This is a genomic window from Candidatus Omnitrophota bacterium (assembly GCA_014728045.1).
Lineage (GTDB): Bacteria > Omnitrophota > Gorgyraeia > Tantalellales > Tantalellaceae > WJMH01.
Map to the genome: position 1 here is coordinate 1 of WJMH01000009.1, position 18,109 is coordinate 18,109.

The 18,109-nt window shown below is 50.3% G+C and carries 4 protein-coding genes; all 4 read right to left on the minus strand.

The window, feature by feature from the left end; genetic code table 11:
- Window positions 1-8,753: hypothetical protein (locus tag GF409_02500; GenBank protein MBD3426086.1), on the minus strand; the 8,753-nt coding region annotated here is incomplete at its 3' end.
- 455 nt (window positions 8,754-9,208) lie between these two features.
- Window positions 9,209-12,547 (minus strand): MMPL family transporter, encoded by a 3,339-nt coding sequence (locus GF409_02505; protein ID MBD3426087.1) that lies wholly within the window; start codon window positions 12,545-12,547, stop codon window positions 9,209-9,211.
- Between the two features lie 67 nt (window positions 12,548-12,614).
- Window positions 12,615-15,812, minus strand: a complete 3,198-nt coding sequence (locus GF409_02510; protein ID MBD3426088.1) for an MMPL family transporter — start codon at window positions 15,810-15,812, stop codon at window positions 12,615-12,617.
- A gap of 37 nt (window positions 15,813-15,849) precedes the next feature.
- Window positions 15,850-17,139, minus strand: coding sequence for an efflux RND transporter periplasmic adaptor subunit (locus GF409_02515; protein ID MBD3426089.1), 1,290 nt, complete (start codon window positions 17,137-17,139; stop codon window positions 15,850-15,852).
- Window positions 17,140-18,109: the final 970 nt, after the last annotated feature.

Consider the following 18,109-nt stretch of genomic DNA (forward strand, 5'->3'; position numbering starts at 1 on the left):
CTTATCTTTGTTTTGTCGCCTTTAGCGTAGCTTACGCCCACGGTCTCTGTGGCTTCGACCGTTCCCCATTCTGAGTCTACCGTTGCCGTTGTGGTGTAACCGCCGCTTATCTTATCCTTGTCGCCCTTCGCGTAGCTTACGCCGACCGTTGTCTGGCTGGAGAGAAAACCATATACGTCATTCTCCGCAGTCGTGGTATATGCACCCGAGATCTTCGTTTTATCACCTTTAGCGTATGATTCTCCTATCGTAACGTTCTTCCTCACCGTACCAAACCCATCCACGTCAACCGCTGTGGTTGTATACCCACCGCTGACCTTGCTCTTATCGCCCTTGGCGTAGCTTACTCCCACTGTCGCTTGCGCCTCAAGGGTCCCGTAATCATTATTCTGCGCTCTTGTAGTATAAGCTCCGCTTATCTTTGTCCTATCACCCTTTGCATAGCTTTCGCCGTATGTTACTGTTTCTTTAACGGTGCCGAACCCGTCTATAGAAGTGGCTGTCGTCGTGTACGCGCCCGATATCTTCGCCTTATCACCCTTGGCGTAACTTACGCCTACAGTTACCTGGTCCTGCAGGATGCCGTATATATCATTGTGTGCTGTGGTGGTATAGCCTCCGGAAATCTTTGTCTTATCCCCTTTGACGTAACTTACGCCGGCAGTGATCGTTTCCAGTACGGTGCCGAACCCGTCTATATCCGTAGCTTCGGTGGTATATCCTCCGGTAACCTTGCTCTTATCACCTTTGGCGTAACTTTCCCCGACCGTTGTCTGGTCCTTTAAAGTACCGTACTCGTTGTTGTGAGCAACGGTCGTATAAGCGCCAGTGATTATCTCGCTTCCGGTATGGTCCAGACGGACACTCTCGCCGTAGGTCGTCGTCTCCAGGACAGTGCCGTAACCGTCTATATCCGTGGCATCCGTGGTATAAGTGCCTACCGTGTAGAGAACATAGTCTGAACCGTTCCATATCTTGTTATAGCTTTCGCCGACCGTCTGTTGCTCTTGCAGCGTGCCGAAATCATTATTCTTGGCCACGGTAGTATAGGCCCCAGTCCTGATCCTGGTAATTCCGTCAGATTCGAGTTTGTAGTTGGCGCCGACCGTGGTTGTCTCCTTTACCGTGCCCCATCCGTCTATGTCCGTGGCTTCGGTAGTATATGCCCCGACGTCATAAAGGATGTATTCTGAACCGTTCCATATCTTATTGAAGCTCTTGCCCACGGTCTCCTGGGACTGGAGAGTGCCGTACTCGTTATTGACTACGGTCGTGGTATACATGCCGGTCCTCATGTCAGAGCCGTCCTTATCCATACGGAAACTCTCACCGACCGTTGTGCTTGACCCCACTATGCCAAAAGCGTCTATGCTGGTAGCTTTGGTGGTGTAGGTTCCCACTTTGTAGCGCACATACTCCGACCCGTCCCAGATCCTGTTATAGGATTCACCGGTCGTAGTCTGGTCGATGAGAGTTCCGTATACATTGTTGGTTGCTGTAGTGGTATATTTACCTTTAAGTATGTTGAATTTGCCGGCAGCCTGGTCATAATCCTGGCCGTTAATACCGACCGTGACGGTCTCCCGCACGATACCATACTCATCTATCTGCGTGACGCCCCCGCCTATCCCGGAAAGAGCGCTCATTTTTGAAGAGGTGGTATACATGCTGGATATCTCTTTGCTTTCAAGAGTGCCGTTCCCGTCCTTGTCTATATATGCGTAGCTTACGCCGGTCGTGATCTGCTCGGTGGACACGCCAAAATCGTCGAATTCGGATCTGGTGGTATATTTACTGGTTATCCTTTCGTTCGGCATGCCGTAATATTTGTATCCCGTTCCCACTGTCACGCTGGAGGTCTGCGTGCCGTAGTCGCCGTATTCTGTAACCGTGGTGTTTATCCCCGTTATCTTTGACGGGTCCTGCTCGAAATACTGCGTACCCACCGCGACCACGTTGTCTATCACGTGTTCGTTCTCCGTACGGTAATTATAAACGGTCTCCCTGGTAAGAAGCGTCGTATCGCCAAGGGGCTTGTTCTTGATATCGTACATCATCGTCTTCTGCGTACGGTTATCATCGTGGTAGTAATAATCCGTGCGTGATACAGCATCCGACTCGTCGGTATCCGGCCTGTAATGATAGCCGTACATGTGGGTTACCTGCTCTTCTCCCTTATCACCGGTATATATCGATGCGGAGACCAGTTTGTCCTGCCGGTTGAACGAGGCAGTCTTGACCAGTCTGTCGCCTACAAGAAGATTGGTGGAATCATCGGGGCGGGTGGTGTAATCGCCGTAATAGTACACGGTCGTCTGCATCAGGTTTCTGTTGCGGTTGAACGATTCATTGTAATCTATGACCTCTTCGCCCTTTATGCGGTTGTTGAACCTGTAGTAGGTGATGCCGTTAAGCATGCCCACGCCGTTCTCGTCCGCTCCGTTGCCGTCGGCGTCATCGATGACACCATCACTATCCGAGTCAGTTCCGGAAGTGTTTATTTCGCCCCTGTAAGAAGATGTCATGGCGATCCTGTCATCCGCCTTCGCCTGGGCGGCACGTTTTTTCTCGTCCTCATAAAGATAAACGGTCGTGCCTGTAATAATATTGTTTATGCCGTACCTCTCAATATAGTCAAGGATCTCCTCGCCCTTGAGCCTTGATTCGAAATCATAATAAGTGATACTGGCAAGCTTTTCTTTTTCATCGTCTATCACGCCGTCAGCGTCACCATCCGCAAGCATGGGATCGATGCCGCCGTGGTAAGCCACCGTCCTGCTCATTCTGTCGGAGGCCCCGGCATCCTCAGCCCTCTTGAGGTCCGACTCATACAAATAGACGCTTGTTTGCACAAGCGCCTGTTTGTTGTTATAGCTTTCGCTATAATCCGTTACCTCTTCGCCTTTGATCCGTGTGGCGTAATCATAATAGGTTATGTTGGAGACCCTGTCCTCGAAAATGTCGATAAGACCATTATTGTCAATATCCCCCGCCTGCGGGAACTGCAGCTCTTTGCGGTAGGTCACGCTGCGCGACATCCTGTCGTCGGCCCCGGCATCCGAAGCTCTTTTAAGGGCCGCCTCGTAAAGGTAGACGGTAGTGGCCGTGATCTCCTGCTTTGAATTGTATTTTTCAGTATAATCGCTTATCTCTTCGCCCTTGAGGCGGTCCTCGAAATCAAAATATGTAATGCTGGCAAGGTCTTCCTCATAATCGTCTATAAGACCGTTGGAGTCCGCATCGGCTCCCTGGGGATCGGCAAGCTCACCGCGGTAGGACACGTTGCGGCTCATACGGTCATTGGGGCCGGTCGCGCTCGCCCTCTTCAGGTCCGCCTCATACAGGTAAACGGTGGTATTGGTGACATCCTGCTCGGAGTTGTACTTTTCGGTGTAGTCGGTTATCTCCTCGCCCTTGAACCGGGTAGCGAAGTCATAATAGGTTATACTGGCAAGCTGCGTGGAATAATCCCCTATTATCCCGTCCCCGTCAACATCGGCCGCGTGCGGGTCGGCCAGATCCCGCCGGTACGTAACGCTGCGCGACATCCTGTCGTCGGAGGAGGCCGCATCCGCTCTCTTGAGGTCCGCTTCATACAGGTAGACGGTGGTGTTGGTGACTTCCTGCTTAGAGTTGTATTTTTTGGTGTAGTCGGTTATCTCCTCGCCCTTTAGGCGGGTATCGAAATCATAATAGGTTACGCTCGAAAGCTTTGTCGAATAATCACCGATCACACCGTCACCGTCGGTATCCGCGGCCTGCGGGTCGGCCAGTTCCCCCCGGTAGGTAACGCTGCGTGCCATCCTGTCGTCCGACGAGGAAGCTGAGGCCCTTTTCAGGCCGGATTCATAAAGATATACCGTTGTCGCGGTGACATCCTGGTCGGAATTGTACTTTTCGGTGTAGTCGGTTATCTCCTCGCCCTTTAGGCGCGAGACATAGTCATAAAAGGTTATGCTCGCCAGCTTGTCCTGGTAAGCCTCGATAATACCGTCGCCGTTAGTGTCGGCGCTCTGGGGATTGGCCAGACCCCCGCGGTAGGTAACGCTGCGTGCCATCCTGTCGTCAGCCCCCGACGCCGAAGCCCTTTCAAGATCCGCTTCATATATATATATGGTCGTAGCAGTAACTTCCTGGTCGGAGTTGTATTTTTCGGTATAATCGGTTATCTCTTCGCCCTTGAGGCGTGAAACATAATCATAATAGGTTATACTGGCAAGGTCGCTCGCGTAGGCGTCCATCACCCCGTCGCCGTCACTGTCGGCGCTATCCGGATCGGCAAGCGCCCCCCGGTAAGTAACGCTGCGGGCCATGCGGTCGTCAGAAGAAGCCGCATCCGCCCTTTTGAGGTCAGATTCATACAGGTAAACGGTGGTATTGGTGACTTCCTGTTTTGTATTGTATTTTTCGGTGTAGTCAGTTATCTCCTCGCCCTTGAGGCGACCGTCATAATCGTAATAGGTGATACTTGCAAGATCGGTCGAGTAAGCGTCTATTATGCCGTCGTCGTTATTATCAGCGCTCTGAGGATCGGCAAGCTCTCCGCGATAGCTTACGCTGCGTGCCATCCTGTCGTCCGCATTGGCGTCGGAAGCCCTGTCAAGGTCCGCCTCATAAAGATACACCGTAGTAGTGGTGACCTCCTGCTCGGAGTTGTATTTTTCGGTGTAGTCGGTTATCTCCTCACCCTTAAGACGGCCGTCATAATCGTAATATGTCACACTGGCCAGCTTGTCCTCGTAAGCATCGATTACACCGTTGCCGTCCAGATCATCCCCCTGCGGATCGGCAAGCTCTCCGCGGTATGTCACGCTTCGCGCCATCCTGTCATCCGAAGCGGCACCGGTAGCCCTGTCAAGATCCGATTCATACAGGTAAACCGTAGTATTTGTGATCTCCTGGTTAGAATTGTATTTTTCTGTGTAGTCGGTGACTTCTTCTCCCTTGAGCCGCGTGTCGTAATCGTAATAAGTGATGCTGGCTATCTCATCCGAATAGGCGTCAATGATGCCGTCCCCGTAGCTGTCCGCGCTCTGGGGATCGGCAAGTTCCCCACGGTAGGTCACGCTGCGTGCCATCCTGTCATCAGAAGCTGCATCGGCTGCCCTGTTCAGGTCCGCTTCATAAAGATAGACCGTGGTAGTGGTCACTTCCTGCGCGGAATTGAACTTCTCCGTATAATCGGTTATCTCCTCGCCCTTGAGGCGCGTATCGTAATCGTAGTAAGTGATGCTGCTGAGCTTATCAGAATACGCGTCTATGATGCCGTCGCCGTCACTGTCAGCGCCCTGCGGATCAGCAAGCTCCCCGCGGTATGTCACGCTGCGCGCCATCCTGTCGTCAGCACCGGCCTCGGAAGCCCTTTTTAGCTGGTCTTCGTAAAGGTATACGGTGGTATTGGTGACCTCTTGGCTGGAATTGTATTTTTCGGTATAATCAGTAACTTCCTCACCCTTGAGCCGGTCCTCGTAATCGTAATAAGTGATGCTGGCAAGCTGGTCCTCGTAACCATCGAGGATACCGTCGCCGTCGGTATCCGGGGCACTCGTATCCACTTCCCCGCGGTAGGTCACGCTGCGCGACATCCTGTCGGAAGAATCGGCGTCTTCGGCCCTTTTGAGATCTGCCTCGTAGAGGTAGACCGTAGTCCCGGTTATCTCCTGGTTGGAATTGTATTTTTCGGTATAGTCGCTAACTTCTTCGCCCTTGAGGCGATCCTCGTAATCGTAGTAAGTGATACTTGCAAGCTGGTCCTCGTAACCGTCGAGGATGCCGTCACCGTCCAGGTCACCTGTTTCCGGGTCCACCTCGCCGCGGTATGTCACGCTCTTACTCATCCTGTCCGAAGCACCGGCATCTTCCGCGCGCTTATTATCCTCGTAATAGTAGATGGTGGTGTTTATCACATCCTGGTTGGAATTGAACTTTTCGGTATAATCGCTTATCTCTTCACCCTTGAGCCGGTCCTCATAATCGAAATACGTGATGCTGGCAAGCTGGTCCTCGTAACCGTCAAGGATGCCGTCCCCGTCACTGTCGGCGGCATTGGGGTCCACCTCGCCGCGGTATGTCACGTTCCGGCTCATCCTGTCATAGGAATCGGCATCGGCCGCTCTTTTCAAGTCCGCTTCGTAAAGATATATCGTGGTGGCGGTTATCTGCTGGTTGGAATTGTATTTCTCGGTATAGTCGGTAACTTCTTCACCCTTGAGTCGTGATTCGTAATCATAATAAGTGATGCTGGCAAGTTTATCCTCGTAACCGTCGAGCAGACCGTCACCGTCCGAATCGAGCGCGTCCGTATCCACTTCGCCCCTGTAAGTAACGCTCCGGCTCATCCTGTCGGAAGAACCAGCTTCGGTCGCCCTCAAGTCATCCTCGTAGTAATAAACGGTGGTATTGGTGATCTGCTGGCGTGAATTGTATTTTTCGGTGTAGTCACTTATCTCTTCGCCTTTCACCCTGTCCTCAAAATCATAATAAGTGATACTGGCAAGCTGATCCTCGTAACCATCAAGGAGCCCGTCGCTGTCTGAATCGGATGCAGTAGCGTCCACCTCACCCCGGTAGGTCACGCTGCGCGACATCCTGTCATATGAGTCTGCCTCCTCGGCTCTCTTGAGGTCCGATTCGTATAAATAAACGGTGGTAGAGGTGACTTCCTGGTTGGAATTGTATTTTTCGGTGTAATCGCTGACCTCTTCTCCCTTGAGGCGGGTTTCGTAATCATAGTATGTAATGCTCTCAAGCTTATCCTCGTACCCGTCGAGCAGGCCGTCACCGTCCGCGTCGCCCGCGTCAACGTCCACCTCGCCGCGGTATGTCACGCTCCTGTCCATTCTGTCATCCGAACCGGCATCTTCGGCCCTGTTGAGCTCTGATTCGTAGAGATAAACGGTCGTATTGATAACCTGCTGCCGCGTGTTATATTTAAGCGTATAATCACTGACCTCCTTGCCTTTCTCCCTGCTTTCCCAGTCAAAGTAAGTGATGCTGGCAAGCTGATCCTCGTACCCGTCAAGTATCCCGTCACCGTCAGAATCGACGGCATTCGGGTCCACCTCACCCCGGTAGGTCACGTTCTTGCTCATCCTGTCCAGAGCTTCCGACTCAGAAGCACGGTCGCTGCCTTCATAGTAGTAGAACATCGTGCTTACCGTATCGCCCCTTGTATTCTTCCTGATGGTGTAATCGGCGGTCTCTTCGCCCTTCAGGCGCCCCTCGATATAGTAATAGGTTATCGACTTGATGTTGTCGGCGGAGATATCATCGCCCCAATAGGTGATCGATTTTGTCATACAGGCCCTGTAGTTTGCATTGGCGGCCCTTACCTCGGTCTCTTCTCCCGGGTCAATATCCCCGTTATTGTTCTCGTCATCCCAGTGATAATACCAGTAGATGGTCGTCTGTATGACCTTGCCCCTCGCATAGCTTTCGGTGTAATCAAGCACTTCTTCCCCGGGCAGACGATTCGTCGTGTCGTAGTATGCTATGCTGGTAAGCTTATCCTCATACCCGTCAAGAAGCCCGTCACCGTCGGCATCACTGGCGGAAGGATCCACTTCACCCCGATAGGTAACTACTTTCTCTTTTGGTTCGCGGTAACCGTACTCCTGTCCCGTAAGTCCCGACGCGCGGAGGCTGCCTTCATAATAATTGATTATCGTCGTCGTGATCTTGCCGTCCTTCATGTTGACGGTGTAATCGGCGATCTCCTTGTCCTTGCTCCCCAAAAAATACGTGCAGCTGGTAAGCTCCCCGACGCCCTCCTCTGCCGGGTCCTCCCCCGCACCGACGTTCTTAGTGTCATAACTTCTCTGCTCCACCAGGTGCCTGCTGTCGCCAGAGCCCTCATAAATGAAATCCTGGCGGCTTGTAATATCACCGTTCAACTTGTCGTAATTGATCCTTCTGACTATTTTGTTGTTCTCATCCTTGCCCTCAAAGACCGATTCCTCCAGGAGGATCTTCACCCCTCCCCAGATGTAGTATTTCTTGGTGCTGGAGATGTCGTCCCCGTCATACTCGTACTCAGTCTTGTACTTGGCCTTGTATTCCTCATCATCTTTATCAAGCGGATCATAACCGGGATCCCTGACGTAGCCGGTCAGAACGGTCTCGATCTTCTCCTCCGACTCATCTCCGAAATACACGACCTGTTTTATCCGGCGGCTCTCGTGCGGGCGGTTCTTTTCGTTTTCCGCCTCATCGCCATACCCGGCCCAGTATTTGAGCTTCGTTTTCTCATCCTCCTGCTCTTCCGCGGTAGCCTTCCATCCATCGATGTCGGTGATTATATCGGGGTGGCGTGTGATGTCGTAGGTATCTATCTGGGTGAGCGCGCTGTCCTCATAGTCGAGGTCATTGTAAAGATGCGGATCTTCCAGGTCGTCCGGCTCGGTCATGGTGTAATCTATGCTTCCGCCGGCGCCTCCGCCGCCTCTTTTCTTTTTGAGGGGAAGGTCTTCTTCCTCCTTTTTGGGTTTTCTCTGCAGCTGTATCATCAGCTCTTCTTTTCCCATTCTTTGGCGTACGATATCCTCGTGCTTTGATTGCTGGCGTTTCAGGTAGCCGGGTGCGAACCGGTTGGCTTGTTCATATTCGCCGGAGGAAGGCAGAAGTTCTTCGGCGACACCGCCGAGTCTTTTATATCCGGTGGAATCGGCGATACCGAGTTGCTGAAAAAGGAAGACGAACGCAACAAAAAAGGATATGACCTTAAGCCATATCCTTTTGCGGTGGTTATTTTGCACCTCAATGAAACTTACAGGGTGCAAAAAATCATCAGCAGCATAATAAGAATCTGCTGAGTGATTATTATTATTATATTTTAAATTTCCACCATCTGAACTCATTGGGACACCTACCAGCTACCAGCAACACTTTTTAAGACGCAGAGGTAATACTTTTTTAAACTTTTTAGTTTTGGGTCAAAAAAAAACTTTTTTGGCTACCGGATTTTCCACGCCCTTTTCGCACGCATAATTAGTATATCATATTATATATAGTAGTGCAAATAAAATATTTAACTTTTTATCACCATTATAACTTAACACAAAATTAGCAAACTTTGTGTTTTTTGTCGGTTTTTCGCCATTTTTGTTCGATTTTGCGAATTTCAACTTTTTTCTGTCTATTTCATTCTTAACGGGAGGAAAAATTCTATATTTCTTCGATATTTATCGTAAGTCCTTTATTTTAAGGCTAGTCAGTAAAGATCCGGATACTCTTTCTCTTCTTCCGGAGGTTCTTCTTTTTCCAGCGGTTTTTTCCTGGATCTTGTGAATATTTTCTTGATACCTTTTGGTACCTTTACTTTTTTGACCATTCCGAGCAATAATCTCCATGTTTTGCGCAGAGTTTTCAAGATCTGGCCCGGCCTTAAAGCTTCTTTGACGATCTGCCCGAATTGTTCGAATATTGAATAAATCGACGGCACCAGTACCAGCGTAAGAGGTGTGGCGAACAATAGTCCTCCGATAACGGTTATCGCAAGGGGGTTCCATAAATTAGACCCCTCGCTCTTGTCCAGTGCCATGGGCAGTAGTCCGAAAACGGTCGTCGCTGTGGTCATGAGCACGGGTCTCAGCCTGTCATGGGCCGCCTGCATCAGCAATCTGAAAAGATTCCGCCTTTCCTCCTTGAGTTCGTTCGCGTGTTCGACCAGGATAATGCCGTTATTTACGACTATGCCGGCAAGCATCATCATGCCGATAAGTGCTCCCATACCGATGGATGTGCCCGTCGCATAGAGCGCCGCTATAGCGCCTATCGTGGCCAACATGACCGTCACCATTATTATGAATGGCTGCCGGTACGATTCAAAGATGGAAGCCAGCACCAGGTAGATCAATATAAGGATTATGACTATCGTGAGCATGAACTCCTGCTGGGTCTTTATTAGGGTGTCGTAATCGCCTCCGACCTCGTAATAATACTCTTCGGGCAGCTTGAGGTCCGCCAGTTCCTCGTCCAGCATCATTACGGCCTGCCCCAGAGGCAGTTCACCGATATTGGCGCTAACCTGTATCATGCGCGCTCGGTTCTTTCTCCAGATCTCGCTGGGGCCCAGGCCATACTCGAAATCCACTACCTGGTCGAGCGCCACCCTGTCATCTCCGAACTTGGATAGGCTGAGGTTGTGGATGTCCTTTACGGTCCTCCTGTCTTTCTCCTGCATGCGCACTATGGTCTCCACCTCGGAAGCCTTGGTGTGATACATTGTAGCCCTCACGCCGCGCACCTTGGCGTGCACGACATCACCGATCTCCTTGGTGGTGAACCCGAACTGGGCGGCTTTTTTCTTGTCGACCCTGAGATCAAGCTCCGGCCTGCCCTCGCGCATGCGTATTTTCGTGTCGGTAAAATAAGGTATTTTGCCCATCCTCGTGGTGATGGCTATGGCTATCTCCCGAAGAATATCGTAATCATGGCCGTATATATTAAGTATTATTTCCTTTGTTCCTACTTCCTGCTCTTCCTCGAAGTAAATAAAGGCCGGCTGCATCCTAGCGACCTTCGGCCTCAGGCTGTCTATGACCTCACCCACGGACCTTTTTCTTTCCTTGAGTCCCACAAGATTGACATAGACCTTGCTGGACCACCCCTCGACCCTCGCGGTGAAGTCCTTGACTTCCGGGATTTCCTGGAGCATGACCTCCACCTTCCTCACTATTTCATCACTGGAGTCGAGCTTGGCACCCGTGGGCAATTCGATGAATATCGTGAATCTGTTCTGCTCGGTGGAGCCCATGTATTCCTTTCCCATCTTGCCGTAAAGATACATCGCCCCTATGAAAAGCACGATGGCTATGGAGATTATCAGAAACCTTCTGCGGAAGACGAACAGAAGCCCCTTTTCCTGCAGCCTGTAGAACGGCAGGAGGAACCCTTCCTTGACCTGCTGGCTTTCGCCCTGTTCCTCGACCAGCTTAACGCGCGAGCTCATAAGAGGCACGATCATGAGCGATACGAAAAGCGATATGCTGAGAGAGAAGGTCACTGTCCACGCCACACCCCCGTAAAGCATGCTCATGGATTTACTGACAAATATCATCGGCAGGAACACTATAACCGTCGTAAGCGTAGAAGCGAATATGACCACGTTCATCTCGGTGCTGCCGTTTATCGCCGCTTCGACCCTCTCCATGCCCTGCTCGCTCTTGGTGACTATGTTCTCGAAAACAACGATGGAGTTGTCAACGAGCATACCTACGCCTAGGGCCAGTCCGAAAAGCGTCATGAAATTTATCGTCATGTCCATGATAGCGGGAACGAACATGTTCGACAGGTCCATAAAGCCGAATGTTATGATAAGAGAGATGGGAATGGATACCGCGACAATAAGTATGGGACGGTACTTCTTGAAAGAGACGAGGAACACGACTATCCCGAAAAGAAGAACATAAAGTGGCCCTATGGGGGAGAATGTGGCGGCCAGTAGCCCCAGGGGAACGACGAACATGGCTTTTTTGCCTAGCTTTCCCATGAAGAGCATGAGTATAAAAACGATCATTACAGCCCCGCGCAGCAGTGAATCCCTGAGGTTCGCGATGGATTTTTTTATGAATACCGACTGGTTCTTTGTTATCGTTATTGATATGTCCTCTGGAAGCTCTTCCTTCAAAAGATCTATCTCTTCGATTATCTGCTGGGCGGCCTCTATCGTATTCGCCTTGGATTCCTTCTGGACATAGACCGAGACAATAGGCCTTACATTGATCCTCGCGTAACTTTTTGCCTCAAGATACGAATCCTTGACCTCGGCAAGGTCCTTGACCCTTACCGCGGACCCGTCGGGTTTTGTGATAACGACCGTGTTCTTTATGTCGTCGACCGTCTCGAACTGGCCTATGGCCCGGATCATCACCTTGTCCTTTTTCCGCTTGAGTTCTCCCGTCAAAAGGTTTAGGTTGCTGCCCCCCAGCGCCGCTATCAGCCTGTTCAGCGATACCGCGTAACGGTAAAGTGCCTTTTTGTCGGCTTCTATTATTATTTTCCTTTCACGTCCTCCGCCGATTTCAACATTGGCGACACCTGTTATGCGCTTGATCCTCTCTTTTATGTTTTCATCAACGATCTTGCGAAGTTCCTCCGTTGTGCGCTTGCGGCTGGTAACCGCAAAGATCACTATGGGAACATCCGTCTGGGAGAACTGGGCGATAATGGGTTTTTCGGCCTCTTTGGGCATTTGCTCTTTTACCTTGGCGAATTTCTCCCTTACCTCCATGGCCGCCAGCTGCATGTTTATCCCCCGCTCAAAACTCAGGACAACGGTGGATTCACCCTCTTTGGAAATGGACATCATTCTCTCAAGATGCGCGACCGTGCTGACAGCTTCCTCTATGGGCTTGGAGACCATGGTTTCGACCTCTGTCGGAGGTATGCCGCCTCGGATATGAACTATGATACTGATCTGTCCGAATGATATGTCCGGGTAAAGTTCCACCGGAAGCCTTGTTATCGCTATTACGCCCATGAGGCACAAGGCCGAAAAGATCATTATCGTAGTGATAGGCCTTTTTATGGAAAAACTTGATAAGCTCATTGTCTCTTTAATAAACGCGGCCGGGATGCTTTCTCCCCGGCCCCTTTATCTTTTACGGCACTGTCTGCTACTGGCCGGCTTCGGGCTTGCCTCGCCCGAAGAAAGTCATCAGTCTTTCTTTTAACCGGGTCCTTACATTGTTCTCTATTATGAAGATAGAGGGGATCACTACCAGAGTTAAAAACGTTGAGAATATAAGACCGCCCATAACGCTTATGGCCATGGGAGCGCGTAGCTCCGCTCCTCTCCCGACGGCAAGGGCCATCGGCGCAAGACCGAGAACAGTGGTCAAAGCCGTCATGATAATGGGTCTCAGTCTGGCCTTACTGGCCTCAACGACCGACTCGAACATCCCCTTTCCCTGCTGCATGAGTATATTGGTGTAATCGATAAGCACAATACCGTTATTAACAACAATACCCCCCAACATGATAACACCCAGCAAAGCGACGACGTTTATGGAAGTATTAGTGCCCCAAAGGCTCAGCATGACACCTATGAGGGAAAGGGGCACGGTGAAAAGTATTATTAATGGCTGCGTGAGCGATTCGAATTGTGCCGCCATGATCATATACACCATGACTATGGAGAGTATCAGTGCGAACTGGAGGCTGGCGAACGATTTTTTCATCTCTTCCGATTCACCGGCCATTTTCACCCTGTAGCCGGTCTCGAACTTCATGTCGCTGAGCATTCTCGCTACATCAGCAACCACCTCAGAAAGTTTCCTGTCAGCAACACTTGCGTATACCATTATGGTCCGCTCCTGCCCCAACCTAGTAATTGAGCTCGGACCCTTACCCCTTTCGAAATTCGCCACACTGCCCAGGGTCACCATGAAACCGCCGGGCGCGTTTATCCTTAGTTGCGAAAGCTCTGCATAAGTATCCCTGTCCTGTTCGCGAAGCCTGACCCTGATATCTATCTCCCTGCCCTTTTCCTTGAACTGGGAAGGAATATAACCTCTGAGTACCATCTGAGCTATCCTGGCAAGCTCTACCACATTGATGTTATAAAGTGCCGCCTTGTCCTTGTCCACGTTTATCTTGATCTCGGGCGAAGGCTCAGGCACGTCATCTTCTATGCCGAATATTCCGGGTATCTCTTCAAGACCCGCTTCGATCCTGCGGGCAATAGCCTCCATGACCTCGAGTTTTTCGCCCTTTATCTCTATGGTTATGGGTTTTCCGCCTCCGCCGAAAGCACCGGATATTACACCCTGCTGCAGGGAGAATTCTATCTTCGTATCCTCAAGGTCTTTCCTCGCATCGAACCTGTCCTTGAGTTCCTGGACAACATCTATGGTCTTGATCTTGCCCCGCTCTTCCTCCAGGTTGACAATTATCCTCGCCTGGTGCGAGCCCATGCTTTTGATTATGTCCTTGGCTGATTTCCCTCTTGAGGCGCCGACGACAACATCCACGGAATTAACGAGAGAGTGCTCCAGGAGCTCATCTTCCACCAGGATGACCTTCTTGTTGGTTTCCTGGACCTTTGTCCCCACCGGCATATCCACCTTGATAATGAACTGGCCCTGGTCGGTCTTTGGCATGAGTTCCTTCTCCAGGAAATTGACTATGAAAAGGCTGGATACGAATATCACCAGAACCACGGTCAGGCCTATTTTCCTGTGATCAAGGAAATACCTCAGCATCGTTTCGTATTTATCTACCACCTTTTTCCAAAGTTCGCCGCCTTCGAATGCCGCTGCGCCTTTAGCGGCTTCTTTGGCACTACTGCCCAGTTTACAGCTAAGAAGCGGGATAAGGGTGAGTGCGACCCACAAAGAACCTATAAGGGAAAAAGTGACCGTAAAGGCCAGCTCCTTAAAAAGCTGTCCCGCCACACCCACGACGAATATCATGGGAAGGAAAACCGCTATCGTTGTCAGCGTGGATGCGACTATGGCGTTGGAGACCTCTTCCGCGCCTTCGGTGGCTGCTTTTTCGGAGGTTTTGCCCATTTCACGGTGCCGGAATATATTCTCGATAACAACGATCGCGTTATCAACAAGCATACCGACACCAAGTGCCAATCCCCCCAGTGACATCATATTGATCGAAAGCCCCCCGAAATACATGAACGTGAATACTATCATCACGGATATGGGTATGCTCAAGGTGACTATCGCGGATGATTTGACATTGCGCAGGAAGACAAGAAGCACAAGAAATGCCAGTATCCCCCCTTGGAAGGCAGCGTCTCTTACACCGTTAATGGCGTCTTTGATGAATATTGACTGGTCGTAAACGACTTCAAGTTTTACGTCATCTGGGAGCAGTTTCTCAAGACGCGGAAAAACGGACCGTATCTTGTTTATTACCTGCATGGTGTTGACCTGAGCCTGCTTCTGTATCGAAACGGAAACGTTCTCCTTGCCGTTGTGGCGGGAATAACTGCTCCTTTCACTTACGGTATCCTCCACTTTAGCCACATCCTTGACCTGGACGATATTGGTTTGCACGCTGATATCGCGCCTTTTCATCTCCATTTCGAAGGGCAGCCTTCTGTCCTCTTCGGGATGCTTGCTTTTTACGACTACTTCTTCTATCTCGTCAACCGTCTGGAACTCCCCCAGTGTACGGATAAGGTATTCGTAAAAGCTTTCTTTTATCGTTCCCGCCGGATAATTCAAATTGGAATTGGTTATGGCATCGGAGACATCAAGTATGGCTACGCCGTATGTTTTCAGTTTTGCCTGGTCGACCTCTACCATTATCTCTCTTTCCAGACCCCCTTCGACCGACGCCGACGCAACGCCGTCGACTTTCTCGAGCTCTTCCTTGACTACATCCATGGCGATCTGGCGAAGCTCCATAGGGCTGCGGTTACCCGTAACACTGATAGTCATAACCGGCAATGCGAATGGATTGAAAGGCACGACAAGGGGTTCCGAGGCGTCCCTGGGCAACCGTGCCTTGATAAGGTCTACTTTTTCCCTGGTCCTCAGGGAAGCGAAGTCCATGTTCTGTTCCCATCCAAACTCCGCCATGACCAGCGATATGCCTTCCTTGGAAATAGACCTGATGCTCTTAAGACCGCTTACGGTACCTACGGCTTCTTCCACCGGCCTGGTAAGAAGGGTCTCTATTTCCTCGGGAGCCGCGTTAGCGTATCCGGTAAAAACCGTTAGCTGAGGATATGTGATCGGCGGGAACAATTCCTGAGGCAGCTTCGCAAGAGAGATCACCCCGAAGAGCATGACCCCCAGGAATATCATGATAGTAGTTACCGGTTTCCTTGTAGAAAATTCAGGTAAGCCCATATGTATAAGTTCTTTGTTTACATTATGTTAAGAGGCGCTAAAAGAGGGTCTCTTGTATCTCCGTGATCTCGACCTTGTCTTTATCCTTATACTCCTGGTGCAGTTCTCTGATCACCAGTTCTCCCTCTTTCACCCCTTTGGCAACTTCAGCGGCATCATGGGTAAGATATTCTATCTCTATCTCTCTTTCCTCGACCGTACCCATTTCAGCACCAGCCAACATGTCTTCTTCCTCTTCCGCTTTCTCTTCTTTTGCTTCAGGATGGACGACATAGATGAAATACTTGTTCTCTTTCTTTTTGAAAGCAGATGCCGGGATGATCAAAGCATCCCTTTTTTCGTAAGTATTGATTATCGCGCGCGCGAACATGCCAGGCTTCAACTTGTTATCTTCGTTATCCAGCTCGACCTTTACCGTCTGTGTCCTTGTTCTTCCCTGAATCATCGGTGACATGCTGTCCACTGTGCCCACATAGGAGTCCCCGGGCAATGCATCGATGAATATTTCAACGTTCTGCCCGAGCTCTATCTTGGGTGAATCCTCCTCAATAACATCAAAGGTGGCATATACCTCGCTGAAGTCCACGAAGGTACCTATTTTGTCCTGTGAAGTCACGTAAGTCCCCGCATCTTTTTCCTTGCTGCCCAGGTACCCGTCACTTGGCGCGTAAATGTTCGTTTTTTCAAGATCCCTTTTGGCGGACTCGTATTCGAGTTTTTTCTGTTCAACGGCGAGTTTATCCACACCGCCGACCTCATAGAGTTTTTTCGCTTTTTCCAGTTCAAGACTGGCATATTTCAATTTAAGCAGAGCATCTTTCTGGTCTAAACTTGCGATAATATCACCCTCTAGGATCCTTTCCCCTTCCTCGAAATTGAAGCTTTCCAATATCCCTTTCCCATCAAACTTAAGCTCTATCTCGCGTCGCCCCTCTATTCTGCCCATTACCGGAAGAGTGTCCTTAAAATCCATCCGCTTAACTTTATAGACCTTAACGGGTGTGGTTTCAAGAAATTCGACCATCTCCTTGACCTCCTCGGCCTTGGGACCGAAGAGCACTTGCTTGATCTTGCCCACTGTCCGGGTAAGAATAACGGCAGTTATTAAAATACCCAGCAATATCCAGATATAATTTTTCTTGATCTTGGATGGGTCTATCCTTATTTTCGTAATATCGATATTTTTCAGGTTCTCCGCTGCCTTTTTAAGGTCGACGTTTCTCATGTTCTCAGCGGCTTTCTTAACATCTATATTCTTCATGGATTCCGAACCCTTTTTCAGGTATTGTTTCAACCTGTTCAGGAATTCATTGAAATTTATACCCATGCTTTCCTCCTTTTATGATAAAGATATCCCTTGCCGTAAATATCCTGTTACTATCTGGCACTTTGGCGATGATGTTATTGCTGGCCTTGCAACTCTTTTCGTCTTATCTGGTTATTGTAGATCTCTTCCGCATTGTTTATTTCATCTAACATAGCCCTAGCATCATCGTTTGCATTATCTATTTCAAGAGCATATTTAACTGCGTCACGCGCTTTCTCGTACTGATTATTGAACATGTATTTTCTCGCACGTTTTAGATAAGTGGCGATCTTTCGGCGTAACCTAGCCTCTTTCGAGCGCTCTAGTTCTTCGGCCTTCTCACGAGCGATCCTCTCGCGTTCTTTCCGGGCTTCTTCCTCGGCTTTTAGGCGAGCCTGTTCTTTCTTATATGCCTCTTCAGCTTTGTCTATCCTGGTGAGTTCATCCCGGATGTCCTGGCGGTCCTCTACGTCAAGCGCCCTCTCTGCGTAACGCCTCGCGCGGCCAAAGTCGTTGTCGGCAAGTTCTTTTCTTGCCCTTTCAAGGTAACCCGCTATCCTCTCAGCGCGTCGTGCGGCTTCCCTTTCAGCTTCGGCCTTCTCACGGGCGATCCTCTCGCGTTCTTTCCGGGCTTCTTCTTCGGCTTTTAGGCGAGCCTGTTCTTTCTTATATGCCTCTTCGGCTTTGTCTATCCGGGTGAGTTCATCCCGGATGTCCTGGCGCTCTTCCACCTCAAGTGCTCTCTCTGCGTAACGCCTCGCACCAGCGAAGTCATTGTCGGCAAGTTCTTTCCTTGCCCTTTCAAGGTAACCCGCTATCCTCTCAGCGCGTCGTGCGGCTTCCCTTTCAGCTTCGGCTTTCTCGCGGGCGATCCTCTCGCGTTCTTTCCGGGCTTCTTCTTCGGCTTTTAGGCGAGCCTGTTCTTTCTTATATGCCTCTTCGGCTTTGTCTATCCGGGTGAGTTCATCCCGGATGTCCTGGCGCTCTTCCA

Bases quoted from the DNA above. Each gene is read 5' to 3' on its own strand.
- GF409_02510 (MBD3426088.1), bottom strand. From the start codon at position 15,812: ATGGGCTTACCTGAATTTTCTACAAGGAAACCGGTAACTACTATCATG.
- GF409_02515 (MBD3426089.1), bottom strand. From the start codon at position 17,139: ATGGGTATAAATTTCAATGAATTCCTGAACAGGTTGAAACAATACCTG.
- GF409_02505 (MBD3426087.1), bottom strand. From the start codon at position 12,547: ATGAGCTTATCAAGTTTTTCCATAAAAAGGCCTATCACTACGATAATG.